The 12,285-nt window shown below is 71.6% G+C and carries 9 protein-coding genes and 1 tRNA gene; 6 read left to right on the forward strand and 4 right to left on the reverse strand.

Translation table 11 applies throughout. The features are described 5' to 3' along the window. Positions 1–128: 128 nt before the first annotated feature. Positions 129–1,013 carry a helix-turn-helix transcriptional regulator gene (locus tag AB0O21_RS13150; protein ID WP_365170232.1) on the reverse strand — a complete coding sequence of 295 codons (885 nt, stop codon included), beginning with the start codon at positions 1,011–1,013 and terminating at the stop codon, positions 129–131. Between the two features lie 202 nt (positions 1,014–1,215). Next, a complete protein-coding gene (locus tag AB0O21_RS13155; protein ID WP_365170235.1) occupies positions 1,216–1,953 on the reverse strand; it encodes a GPP34 family phosphoprotein in 738 nt (245 codons plus the stop codon). A 1,347-nt stretch (positions 1,954–3,300) separates the two neighbouring features. Between AB0O21_RS13155 and AB0O21_RS13160 the strand changes: the two genes are divergently transcribed. The 5 genes from AB0O21_RS13160 to AB0O21_RS13180 all read left to right on the forward strand — a co-directional run bounded on the left by AB0O21_RS13160 (position 3,301) and on the right by AB0O21_RS13180 (position 9,602). Continuing rightward, positions 3,301–4,914 carry a D-alanyl-D-alanine carboxypeptidase gene (locus AB0O21_RS13160; RefSeq protein ID WP_365170238.1) on the forward strand — a complete coding sequence of 538 codons (1,614 nt, stop codon included), beginning with the start codon at positions 3,301–3,303 and terminating at the stop codon, positions 4,912–4,914. A 166-nt stretch (positions 4,915–5,080) separates the two neighbouring features. Continuing rightward, positions 5,081–6,871, forward strand: coding sequence for an MFS transporter (locus tag AB0O21_RS13165; protein ID WP_365170636.1), 1,791 nt, complete (start codon positions 5,081–5,083; stop codon positions 6,869–6,871). 104 nt (positions 6,872–6,975) lie between these two features. After that, positions 6,976–7,182, forward strand: a complete 207-nt coding sequence (locus AB0O21_RS13170; RefSeq protein ID WP_365170240.1) for a hypothetical protein — start codon at positions 6,976–6,978, stop codon at positions 7,180–7,182. A gap of 366 nt (positions 7,183–7,548) precedes the next feature. After that, positions 7,549–8,175: a sortase gene (locus tag AB0O21_RS13175; protein WP_365170243.1), complete on the forward strand. Its 627-nt coding sequence runs from the start codon at positions 7,549–7,551 to the stop codon at positions 8,173–8,175. 110 nt (positions 8,176–8,285) lie between these two features. Further along, positions 8,286–9,602 (forward strand): HAMP domain-containing sensor histidine kinase, encoded by a 1,317-nt coding sequence (locus AB0O21_RS13180; RefSeq protein ID WP_365170246.1) that lies wholly within the window; start codon positions 8,286–8,288, stop codon positions 9,600–9,602. Here AB0O21_RS13180 and AB0O21_RS13185 read toward each other — a convergent pair. Both AB0O21_RS13185 and AB0O21_RS13190 read right to left on the reverse strand, forming a co-directional pair. Further along, positions 9,505–10,338 (reverse strand): nitroreductase/quinone reductase family protein, encoded by an 834-nt coding sequence (locus AB0O21_RS13185; protein WP_365170249.1) that lies wholly within the window; start codon positions 10,336–10,338, stop codon positions 9,505–9,507. The two genes, AB0O21_RS13180 and AB0O21_RS13185, sit on opposite strands and share 98 nt — an antisense overlap. A gap of 234 nt (positions 10,339–10,572) precedes the next feature. Beyond that, a tRNA-Arg gene (locus AB0O21_RS13190) sits at positions 10,573–10,645 on the reverse strand. Positions 10,646–11,671: 1,026 nt separating this feature from the next. On the opposite strand from AB0O21_RS13190, the gene AB0O21_RS13195 reads away from it, so the two are divergent. Further along, a complete protein-coding gene (locus AB0O21_RS13195; RefSeq protein WP_365170252.1) occupies positions 11,672–12,175 on the forward strand; it encodes a nucleoside deaminase in 504 nt (167 codons plus the stop codon). Positions 12,176–12,285 lie beyond the last annotated feature (110 nt).

Here is a 12,285-nt window from a genome sequence, read left to right on the forward strand (position 1 = left end):
CGCAGCTCCGGACGGGTGAAGAGGCCGTTCACCCGACCGAGTGGCATATTCCGATCAGGCCTTCTGCGGCCGGGGAGTGACGGTGTACCTTACCGATCCACTTTCGCGCCCCGCCCGATTCCTGAGGTCTAGTCACTTTTTCCCGCGTATTGGTCGATGATCCCGGAGATGAACTCACGGGTCTGGTCGACATTGAGCGCCTGCGCGCGCAGGTGCTCGTACATCACGCTGTACTTCTGGACGTCGTTGGCCTTCTCCAGATAGAGGTCGCTCGTCACGCCCTCGATGTAGACGACGGTCGAGTCGGCGGCGTCCGGGAATTCCAGAATGGCGTACTGGCCGTTGACCCCGGGATGCGCGCCCAGCGAGAAGGGCATCACCTGCACGGTCACGTGCGGCTGCTCCGACTGCTCTATCAAGTACTCCAGCTGCCGGATCATCAGCTGCGCGTCACCGACCCGGCGGCGCAGCGCGGCCTCGTCGATGACCGCCCACAGGCGCAGCGGGCCGAGCTCGGGATTGTTGTTGTCCGTCTCGGACAGGCGCTTCTGGCGCTGCATGCGGACCTGGACGCGCTTCTCCACGTCGGTCGGCGCGGTCTCGGGCCAGGCGCCGCGGACGAGCGACTGGGCGTACTCCATGGTCTGGAGGAGCCCCGGGATGACCAGGGGCTCGTAGGTGCGCAGGCTGGCGGCGTCCGTCTCCAGGCCGATGTAGACGCTGTACGGGATGTCGCCGAAGGCGTGCCACCAGCCCTGCTGGCGCGAGTCCTTCGCCATCTGCATGAGGGAGTCGACGAGCCGGCGGTCCTCGACCTCGTACACGTCGCACAGGTCGCGGACGTCGCGCTGGCTGATGGAACGGCGGCCGTTCTCCAGCCGGCTGATCTTGGACTGGGAGACGAGCAGGCGCTCGGCGACCTGCTCGGCCGTCATGCCCTTGTCCTCGCGGAGCTTGCGCAACTCCATGCCCAGTCGGCGGCGTCGGACGGTGGGATTGACATTGGACGCCACGTGAACGGCACCTCCGCCTTCTTCTGTCGTGCAGCAGCTGTCTCTCTGCGTGTCTGGTCTTGAGCAGACTGCCACCGAAGCGTGCGGCGCCGCTGGGGAACGGCCGGGAACGGCAGGGAAAAGCAGACGCGCGGGGTGGCGGGACCGGCGAACCGGACCCGCCACCCCGCGCGCTGGTGGCTCTCGAACGGGTGGAGCTCGATCAGTGCGCGGCCGCGCGGGCCATCGCACCCGTCCGGCGCGGCTGCAGCGGAACACCGCTCGCCGTGGCCCGGGCGGCCGGCTGGGCCGGTGCGCGGTCGCGGCGCGGCTGTGCCGCCACGCCGTTCTGGACGTCCATGACGGCGTGCGCCACGAGACCGCCCATCGGGTCGTGCCGGATCAGGTCCCGCAGCCGGGACCTGGACGACCGCCCCTCGTTGCCGGGGTACAGGTGCTTGCCGAGTCCGACCGCGTGGGCCAGGGCGGCGAGCGCCGCGGTCCGCGGGTCCGGTGGGACACCGGTGCGGATCGCCGTGTCCAGCCGGGCACGGATCTCCCGGCTGATCGCCGTGTCGGTCGCCTGGTAGCGAGTCGTCGGCAACACGCCGCACATCTGTCCCGCGACGGCATGGACCATGCCGCAGCGCTCCAGGTGCGCGAGGTAAATCTGGCGGAGCCCCAGCCGGGGTCCACCGATCCAGTGAACGGCCCGTACCGGGCTGCCGCGCCTGCGCAGCAGTTCCAGTGCGGAGTCCAGAGTCGGATCTCCTGTCGGCCGTGGCATCACCACGGCGATACGATCCCCGTCAGGGGCTATCCGTCCTGCCAGAGCCAGCTCCACTAGCTGTGCCCCGGCCAGGCCGAGGTCGAGCGACTGCGGCTGCGCCGTGGTGCCCGTGGTCGGGTCCAAGGCGAGCAGCAGAAGCTCCTCCGGAATTGTTCTGCGGCTCCTGCCCATCCATGCCTCCCCGCGTGGATGAGTGACAGGGTGACGCCTCTCACATTCATCTGTCGAGAGCGCCTGCCTGCTTTGTGGGGGAACCCGCAGCTATGTCGTTCTCGTCTAGCACGGGGGCGATGCCCCCGAGACGGGACACTGTTAGACATTCGGACAACCGGTCGTGGCGTCGATGGAGGAGGAACGGTGGCGGGCGAGTCCCCCGACAAGTCGGTAGATGAAGGAACGCCGGGGGCGGTGGAGTCCTCCGAGGCGCGCGACCCGAGGCTGTCGGTACTGCGGCCGAGGGACCCTGAGCCCGAGTCAGCCGCTGCCGGTGGCGCCGGTACGGAGCGTGCTGCCGAGGCCGAGGCCGAGGGCGGTGCCGCTGCCGGTGCTCCTGCCGAGCGGGAGCGCGAGGGCGCGACCGGTGCCGGTGGGCGGGATCCGCTGCGGGAGGCGGTGGCGGCCTGGGTCGCCACGACCGACGCCGGGTCCTCCGGACAGGCCGAACCGGAATCCGCCTCGGACGAGGCGCCGGCCGACGCCGCGAAGCCCGCGCCCGGTACGACCCCTGCTGCCCGGAAGCCGGATTCCGTCCCGACCCCGAGCGAGGCGGCGAAGCCCGCCGCGGGCGAGCCGGCCGACAGCGAGCGCACGGCCGTGTTCCGGGTCTCTAAGCTTGCTTCCGCTTCCGACGCCGCGAAGCCCGCGGCCGAGCCGGCCGGTGATGCGGATGACGCTGCGCCGGGGGCGGCCCCCGCTGCCGCGAAGCCGGGTTCCGGTTCTGCCCTGGGCGAGGCGGCGGCTGACGCCGTGAAGCCTGCGGCTGCTACGGCTCCTGCTGTTCCGAAGCCTGTTGCCGATCAGTCGGTCGACAGCGAGCGCACGGCCGTGTTCCGGGCCGTGAAGCCGGGTTCCGTTTCTGCCCCGGAGGGGGCGGCTGCTGACGCGCCGAAGCCCGCCGCGGGCGAGCCGGCCGACAGCGAGCGCACGGCCGTTTTCCGGGTCTCGAAGCCTGGTTCCGCTTCCGGCGCCGCGAAGCCTGCGGCCGGGTCGGCCGACGCCGCGAAGCCCGCGCCCGGTGCGGCCCCCGCTGCCCCGAAGCCGGGTTCCGCTTCTGCCCCGGAGCGGGCGGCCGCTGACGCCGCGAAGCCTGCGGCTCCCGCTGTTCCGAAGCCGGTCGCCGATGAGCCGGCCGACAGCGAGCGCACGGCCGTGTTCCGGGCCGTGAAGCCCGCGGCCGGGCCGGCCTCTGGTGCCGGGAAGCCGGGTTCCGGTTCTGCCTCGGAAGGGGCGGCGGCTGACGCCGTGAAGCCCGTCGCCGACGAGCCGGCCGACAGTGAGCGCACGGCTGTGTTCCGGGCCGTGAAGCCTGGTTCCGCTTCGGGTGCCGCGAAGCCCGCGGCCGGGGCGGCCGACGGCGTGAAGCCCGCGCCGGGTGCGGCCCTCGCTGCCGGGAAGCCGGGTTCCGGTTCGGCTCCCGCCGCCCCGAAGCCCGCCGCGGGTGGGCCGGGTGACAGTGAGCGGACCGCGGCCTTCCGGGTGCCGAAGGACAGTACGTTCGTACCGCTGCGCGGCGACGGCCCCGGGCAGCAGCCGAAGCCGCCGGCCGCGCCGAGCGCGCCCAAGCCCCCCACACCGGCGGAGCCCACCGCGGACCGCAGTGAGCGGACCATGCAGCAGCCGCTGCCGCCCAAGCCGCCGCTCGACCTGCTCGCGGACCTCACGAACAACCCGCCCCCGCCGCCGAGCCCGCTGCGCACGGCGATCCGGCGGTTCAAGATCTACGCGCCGATCGTCGTCCTGCTGGCGATCATCCTCGCCGTCGTCCAGCTGGTGCGCCCCCTGCCCCAGCCGAAGCTCGTGATGACCGCGAAGTCCTCGTACACCTTCGGCGGCTCCAAGCCCGAGCTGCCCTGGCCCAGCGAGGGCCAGGCCTACATGGCCGCCGCCGGCCTCGGCACGCTCGGCCAGTCCGGCGAGCAGAAGCCCGTCCCGATCGCCAGCGTCACCAAGTCGATGACGGCGTACATCATCCTGCGCGACCACCCCTTCAAGAAGGGTGAGAAGGGCGCGATGATCGACGTCGACAAGACGGCGGAGACCGAGGGCAAGAAGAACAACGCGACCGACAACGAGTCCACCCTCGACACGGTCACGGAGGGCGACAAGATCACGGAGTACGACGCGATCGCCGCCCTCATGATCCCGTCGGCCAACAACATCGCGCGGCTGCTCGCGCGCTGGGACTCCGGTTCCCAGGAGGCGTTCGTCAAGAAGATGAACGACACCGCCAAGGAACTCGGCATGACCAACACCACGTACACCGACCCCTCGGGTCTGGACGCGACCACGGTCAGCACCGCCGAGGACCAGGTCAAGCTGGGCCTGAAGCTCGTCGAGATGGACGTGCTGCTCGACATCACGAAGAAGCCCAACTGGGTCGACCCGTACGGCAAGACCTGGCGGAACTGGAACGGCCTGGTCCCGGTCAACGACTCGCTCGGCATCAAGACCGGTACGACGACGAAGGCCGGCGGAAACCTCCTCTTCGCCGCCCAGAAGAAGATCGGCGGCACCAACCAGCTGATCGTCGGAGCCGTCCTCGGCCAGCACAAGCCGCCGATCATCGACAGCGTCATCGCGGCGAGCAAGCAGCTGATGCTCGCCACCCAGAAGGCCCTCGAAGGCGCGGTCGTCGTCAAGAAGGGCGAAGTCGTCGGCTACGTGGACGACGGCCTTGGCGGCCAGGCGCCGGTCGTGGCCACCGCCGACGTGCAGGCGATCGGCTGGGCCTCGCTCACCGTCAACGTGAAGCTCTCGGACGGCGCCGGCGCCATCCCGCAGACCGCGAAGGCCGGCACCGAGATGGGCGTGCTGACCGTGGGTGAGGGCGCGAGTCAGGTGAAGGTGCCCGTGGCGCTGAAGGACGACCTCGTCGCGCCCGGCATCGGCAGCAAGCTGACGCGCGTCGGCTGACCGTCGGTGAGAGCGCGGATCCGGCGTCCCGGGCAACCCCGGGGCGCCGGATCGCGTCTAGCGGACGGGGGCGTGCGCACGTGCGCGTGCGCGGGCGTGGACTCATGTGGGGAGTACGGCTGTGACCACCGCTGAGCGGCAGGACCGGCGTGTGCGCGAGCGCGAGGTGGTCGCGCCGCCGGCCGGCGGCGACGTCCGGCCGCCCGTCCTCGGCTGGGCCCGGCGCAATCCGGTGGTCGTGGCCACGGTGGTCGCGGGGCTGCTGCACGTCGTCTGGTTCTTCAGCTTCGCCAACAGCGGCGGGGACCTGGCCGCGCAGGACGCGTGGGCCGAGTTCGTCGGCCGGCACCCGGACTCCGCGTACAACCTCGCCTGGTACGGGGGCATGCACCCCGTCTCGTACAGCGTGGTCTCGCCGTACCTCATGCACGTGCTCGGCGTCCGGACCACGCTGATGATCGCGGGCACCGTCTCGGCCGGCCTGCTCGCGCTGGTCCTGACCCGCTGCCGGGGGGCCGTCCGCGAGCCGCTGTGGCCCGCCCTGGCGGGGGTGTACGGGCTGCTGTGCAACGCCCTGTCGGGCCGGGTCACCTTCGCGCTCGGCGTGATGTTCGGGCTCGGTGCGGTCGCCGCCGTCTTCTGCTGGCCCCGCAAGTGGTCGGAGCGGCGCTGGGCCAAGGCCGCGGTGGCCGCTCCGCTGGCCGGGCTCGCGACCGCGGCCAGTCCGGTGGCGGGGCTGTTCCTCGGGGTGGTCGCGGCCGCGCTGTTCCTGAGCGGGCGGCGCCCGGGTGCGTACGCGCTGGGGCTGGCTCCGGTGGCCGTGGTCGGGCTGTCGGCGTGGCTGTTCCCCTTCTCCGGGACGCAGCCCATGAAGTTCGGCTCGGCGTGGCTGCCGTTCGTGTTCGCGCTCGCGGTCCTCTTCCTCGTACCGGAGCGGTGGCGGACCGTCCGGCTCTCCGCGGGGGTCTATGCCGTCGGGGTCTTCCTGACCTGGGCGATCGACTCGCAGGTCGGCTCCAACGTCACCCGGCTGGTGATGCTGTTCGGCGGGGCCGTGCTCCTGGCCGCGCTGCCGTACGCGGTGCCGCGCTCGCGGCGCTGGTACGCGCTGCTGCTGGCCTTCGCCGGGCTGAACGCCTGGATCACCACGAACAGCGTCACGGACGTCGTCCGCACCACCCCGGTGGCCGCCTGGAACCGGGAGCTGGCCCCGCTCGTCGACCAGCTGAAGAAGGCGGGCGCCGAGCGCGGCCGGGTCGAGGTGGTCCCGGCCAGCAGCCACAGGGAGTCCTCCGCCTTCCCCTCGTACGTGAACCTCGCGCGCGGCTGGAACCGGCAGGCCGACCTGGAGCGGAACCCGCTCTTCTACGACGACACCCTGAACGCCGACAGCTACCGGGCCTGGCTGGAGCGCTGGGCCGTGCACTACGTGGTGCTGCCCGCCGACAAACCCGACTCGGGCGGGGAATCCGAGGCGAAGCTGGTGCGCGGCGGGCTCCCGTACCTCCAGCAGGTGTGGGGCGACGCGAACTGGCAGCTGTTCAAGGTCCACGAGCCGACCGGTCTGGTGGCCGGGCCGGCGACCGTGGTGCGGGCGAGCGCGGACCGGCTGGTCATCGACGTGAAGGTGGCCGGGCGGGTGCTGGTGCGGATCCCGCACTCGCCGTGGCTGGGGCTGGTGGACAAGGCGGGCAAGCCGGTGCCGCCGCCGGAGGAGAGCTTCGCGTCGAGGGCGCGGAGCGGGGCCGGGAGCTCGCTCCCGAAGGAGTACGCGAACACGGCCGGCTGCCTCTTCAAGGCCGCCCCGGACGCGGCCGGGGACGTGTGGACGGAGCTGCTGGCCCCGGCGCCGGGGGAGTACCAGGTGGGGGCGAAGTACCAGCTGCCGCGGGGGACGCCGTGCCCGGAGGAGCTGATCCACCGGACGCTGGGGCCGCCGCCGCGGCCGGCTCCGTGATCCGTAATTCTTTAACGTCGGTCCGGGTGCGTTCGTCCGCATATCTGCATACGATCCCAATAGTCCGATTGGGTGCTGTGCTTCCCGAGGGAGTTGACGACGGGATGACCAAAGAGCAGAAGCAGGATGTCCGGGCAGCCATCGCGAGGGCGCAGGCGCAGGATCGGGTGCTGCCGCGCACGCAGGGCCACGGCTTCGAGGGGCCGTTGCGGAGCAAGGTGAAGGGCGGACTGCACACCAAGGCCGCGCTCAAGCGGGCCGGCACTCCGCAGGGTGACCGCATCGGCGAACGCAGTAGCGGCCTGAGCTGATTCGAGGTGGCGGAGCCCTTCCGGTTCATGGCCGGGAGGGCTTTCGTGCGTCTGCGGCCGGGGGCCTCGGCCCTGCCCCGGATCTTGACGGCTTCGCGGGGCGGTATCCGGATGACCGTTACATAGCCGATGGAATGCGCACACATGGGGCTCGTAGCATCGGTTGTGTCGCGGGCCGGGCCCGAAACCGGCCCGCTGGTCCTACCGGCCTGCGGGCGTACCGGCCGCGACCCGACGCCCGTCGCGGCCACCCGGTTGCCGCGGCCGGCGCGGCCCCCTTCCCGTCACCCAGCCCGGTGCGCCGCGGGCGGGCGCGTGGTGCGTCCGTCCGGCGGGCTCGGGCACCGCGCCTGCCCGGAGTACTCCATGACCCGCACCGCCGTCCCCGCCCGCCCGACCCGCTTCGTCGCGGCCGCGGCCCTCGCCGTCGCGGTCACCGGCGGCCTCGCCGCCTGCGGCGCGCCGAAGCCGGTGCCCGATCCCAGGGTCGGCAGCACCGCCGCCCCCGCCCCGGCGCCCGGGGGCGCCCCCGCCCTCCCCAGGTCGAAGCCGACCGGGATGAAGGTCGAGGCGGCCGGTGTGGACGCGAAGAAGATGGTCGACCTCACGGTGGACGCCGCCACAGGCGAGCTGGGCGTGCCGGACGCCGACACCGACGCGAACAGCCCCGGCTGGTGGACCGGGGGCGTCACCCCCGGCGAGAAGGGCGTCTCCGTACTCGTCGCGCACTTCGACACCCGGCACGGCCCGGCGCTGATGAAGGACGTCAAGAAGATCAAGCTCGGCGACCTCGTCGAGGTGCCGCGCGAGGACGGGAAGACGGCCACGTTCAAGATCCGGGAGATCGAGGACGTGAACAAGAAGGACTTCCCCACCGGCAAGGTCTACGGCGACACCGACCGCCCCGAGCTGCGCCTGCTCACCTGCGGCGGCGAGATCAAGGACGGCCACCGCACCAACAACGTGATCTTCTACGCCGACCTCGTGGCCTGATCCGGCGCCGCCCGGAGGCCGCCCGTCGCCCCCCGGGCCCCGCGTATTACCGTGAACCGACCGGGAACGATCACCTCACAGATCATCCGCAACCTGTCGGAGCCCAGCCGATGACCCCGCGCCCCCGCCCACGTCTGCCCGCCTGGACCTCGACCCTCACCTGGAAGGCCGCGGTCTTCATCACGCTCATGTGCTGCGGGCTCGCCGCCCTCCTCGGCGGTCTCGTGCACGGCGCGATGACCCACCAGACGGTCACCACGGCCCGCGAGAAGGCCCTGGGCAAGCTGGAACGGGTCATCAAGGAGTACGAGACCGGCGGGCGCACGGCGCGCGGCGAGGGCATCGACCCCGTGGGCCTGCCCGCCGACCTGCGCGCACTGGCCGTGAGCGGCAAGCGCGGCACGGCGGTCGGCGAACACCGGGGCCGCTCCGCGATGTGGGCGGCGGCCCCCGCCGACCACGACACCGCCATAGCCGTCTCCGTGGACTTCACCGGCAGCGAGCGCACCATCGCCGAGCTGGACCGGGCCATCCTCGGCTCCTCGGGGCTGGCCATCGGCGGCACCCTCGTCATCGGCGCGTTCGGCGTCACCCGGATCACCCGGCGGCTGCACCAGACGGCCCAGGTGGCCCGCCGGATCACCGCGGGCGACCTGGACGCGCGGGTCGAGGACTCCGCGCGCTCCCGCGACGAGGTGGCGGCCGTCTCGCGCGCCCTGGACACGATGGCCGCCTCCCTCCAGGCCAAGCTCGAAGCGGAACAGCGCTTCACGGCCGACGTGGCCCACGAGCTCCGCACCCCGCTGACCGGCCTGATCGCGGCGGCCGAACTGCTGCCGCCGGGCCGCCCTGCGGAACTCGTCCGGGACCGGGTGCGGGCGATGCGCGCGCTCACGGAGGACCTGCTGGAGATATCGCGGCTGGAGACCCGCAGCGAGCGCGCGGAGCTGGACTCGTACGACCTGGCCGAGGTCGCGGCGCGCACGATCCGCGCCTCCGGCACCGACACCGCCCTCACCGTGCTCTCCTCCCCGCAGGTGGAGACGGACCGGCGCCGCCTGGACCGCATCCTGGGCAACCTGATCGCGAACGCCCACAAGCACGGCGCGGCCCCGGTCACGGTCACGGTGGACGGCCCCACCCTGACCGTGACCGACGCGGGCCCCGGCTACCCGGCGTACCTGCTGACCTGCGGCCCGCAGCGGTTCCGTACGGAGGGCATGAACAAGGGCCACGGCCTGGGCCTGACCATCGCCTCCGGCCAGGCCCGCACCCTCGGCGCCACCCTCACCTTCCGCAACCGCGAGGCGGGGGGCGCCGAGGCCCGCGTCACGCTTCCAGCGCCCGCAGTACGGGAAGCAGGTGCGCCTCCTCGGCGTCGAGATGCGCCTCCAGTTCCCGGCTCAGCGGCTCCACCCGCGCACTGAACCCGCCGCCGGGCCCGTCCAGCGCACGCACCAGCTCCTCCTGGAGCCGGGCGATGGTGCGGTGCTCGCCGTCGAGCCGGCGGAAGAACTCCCGCATGTGCGGATGCCGTTGCTCCAGGAAGGGGAACAGGCCCCCGTCCTCGCTCCGGTGGTGGAAGTCCAGCGAGTGGCAGAACGCCAGGCAGTGCTGGCGCAGCTGCATCCCGAGCGAGGCCGGTCCGCCCGCCCGCGCCGCCTCGTCGCGTACGAGGGCCAGCTGGGCCCGCAGCCAGCCGTGCACCTCCAGCACCTTCCCGGCGATCCCGCCCTCGCCGGGGGCCGCCGCGTGCGTGCGCTGGAGGCCCACGACGGGGATCACCCGCGCGGTCCGCGCCTGGTACTCCCCGTACCCGGGCGCCCCGCGCACGGCGAGCGCGAACAGCTCGGCCCGCCGCGCCCCCTCGGCGGGCACGGCGACGGCCTCGTACGTCTCGGTTCCGGTCTCGACCTCCACGAGGGGGTGCGCGAGCAGATTGCCGTACCAGTCGGGATGCCGGTCGGCCCCGGCGGCGGAGGCGAGCACGAACGGCTCCCCGCCGGCTTCCTCCCGTACGAGGCCGAGCGGGACGGTGTGCGGCTTCCGGGACCTGGCCCCGGTGGTGGTGAGCAGCACCAGCTCGGCACCTTCGAAGGGCCCGCCGACCTGGCCGGCGTTGGCCCTGAACTCTTCGATGACAGCTTGATTGAACGATGACACGGAGTGTGGATTCCTCACGGTGTGTGCGCGTGCGATGGCAGCGAGACAACCGGGGGAGATCACCCGTAGCCGGCGGCGTGGAAGCCCATGGGCCCGGCCCTTCGAGACAAGTGCCTGCCCAACCACCGCCCGGCCCACTTCTCAGTAGGCGGCGTCACGCGACACGTCCGCCATGAAACCACAGGGCGCACGACGAGGACCCCCGACCTGACGCGGTCGGGGGTCCTCGGTTCGTGCCCTCGGCAGGATTCGAACCTGCGACACCGGCTTTAGGAGAGCCGTGCTCTATCCCCTGAGCTACGAAGGCGGGACGGTGGGTGTCCTGGGCTGCCGTGAGGCCGGCCCGGGGACAGCGTAGCGGATCAGGTCGGGGCTCCGTGGCCCGGTTTTCAGGTGCCGGATGTCGGCTTCGGGGGCTATGTGACCTACTCCCTACTGGCGGGTTCTTTTCGGTCGGCGGGTTCTGGACAGCTCTGGCGGCTGCTGGCGTGATCTGATCGTTCAGCCCGGATCGGGGCCCCCGGGCGGGGTGGTTTCGGCATTCCACTTTCAGCCACGCGTGCGTCGAACTCGCACTCCCTGTCGGGCTGTTGACCGCATGTGGCTGACTCCGTATCGCCGTTCTGGCCGAGAAGAACCGGGGCTGGAGTATCCACCAGAGGAGGCATCGGGAGCGGACCCTGTCTTGTAGATGTCTACGAAGAGGAGGTCTCAGCCTGCGGAGTTTTCATGTTTTCCACCCCTATCTGTCTCCTCCCGGTTGGCTGTGTACTCCTCACAAGTCGCAATGAAGCAGGGAAATGCGCGTGCCGTGTCCGCAGCACCATCAGGGTCGAGAGGTGCTCGTGTGATGCCGGTGTTCGCCAAACGAAGGAAAAGTCTTGACTGGGAGATTGGTCGTGGGCGGGAGATCGAGACCGTCCGGCCTGATCCGGGTGTCACCGCTACCGCGGGTATTCATCCGAATCGTGACGTAATGTCCCCTTCCGGTATGTTTGCCGCGCCCATGCCGGCCTCCCCCGTGGGGAGGTTCCGGACGGAAGCCATGCCCGCTCCGCTCGGGGCCGAGAGTGCCGTGCGGCGCCGTCGGCGCACTATCGAAGTGAGCCGCCAGTCATAAACGCACGGCCCTGCCGTCGTCCGCCACCCCGGCGGTAGTGAACGCCCTCCGCAGCATGACCGGGTCGAACCCGACCCCACCCCGGTCGCAGCGGAGAACAACGTCGGTGCCTCGTCGTTCCGACATCCGCAGCCCCCACCGGTTGCCCCGGGAGCCCCGTCCCGTACGGGCCTGGCAGCCGGGGAATCCCCACCATCTCCAAGAGGAGCGACCATGACCGCGCAGACCCACGAAACCAGCACGCAGGCGCTTGAGCAGGCCTGGCTGGACGAGGCGATCAGACTGGCCACCGAGAGCGTGGCCAACGGCGGCGGTCCGTTCGGCGCGCTGATCGCCAAGGACGGCGAGATCATCGCACCCGGGAACAACCAGGTCACCTCCAACCTGGACCCGACGGCGCACGGCGAGGTCACCGCGATCCGCAACGCGTGCCAGAAGCTCGGCACCTTCTCCCTCGAGGGCTGCGTCCTGGTCACCTCGTGCGAGCCGTGTCCGATGTGTCTCTCCTCCGCCCTGTGGGCGCGAGTCGACCGGATCATCTTCGCCGCCGACCGTGACGATGCCGCGGTGGCCGGTTTCGACGACCGCCGGTTCTACGACCTGCTCGAGAAGAAGGCTTCCGACGCCTGGCCGATGTCGATCGAGCAGCTCGACCTGCCGAACCGTACGGCTCCGTTCGACGCGTGGCTGGCCAAGACCGACCGCATCGACTACTAAGGCCCGATCTGCGCGGTGCGCGCGGCGAAGAAGCACCCCGGCCACGGCCCGGGGTGCTCTTCTCTTTTCTGGGGAATCCCCGGCGCACCCCGCGCCCGGTGGTGGCCACG

The organism is Streptomyces sp. NPDC091371 (genome assembly GCF_040684275.1).
GTDB lineage: Bacteria > Actinomycetota > Actinomycetes > Streptomycetales > Streptomycetaceae > Streptomyces.

Excerpts from the sequence above, each read along its gene's own strand:
- AB0O21_RS13155 (WP_365170235.1), bottom strand. The coding sequence starts at position 1,953 with ATGGGCAGGAGCCGCAGAACAATTCCGGAGGAGCTTCTGCTGCTCGCC.
- AB0O21_RS13170 (WP_365170240.1), top strand. The coding sequence starts at position 6,976 with ATGACCAAAGAGCAGAAGCAGGATGTCCGGGCAGCCATCGCGAGGGCG.
- AB0O21_RS13175 (WP_365170243.1), top strand. The coding sequence starts at position 7,549 with ATGACCCGCACCGCCGTCCCCGCCCGCCCGACCCGCTTCGTCGCGGCC.
- AB0O21_RS13180 (WP_365170246.1), top strand. The coding sequence starts at position 8,286 with ATGACCCCGCGCCCCCGCCCACGTCTGCCCGCCTGGACCTCGACCCTC.
- AB0O21_RS13195 (WP_365170252.1), top strand. The coding sequence starts at position 11,672 with ATGACCGCGCAGACCCACGAAACCAGCACGCAGGCGCTTGAGCAGGCC.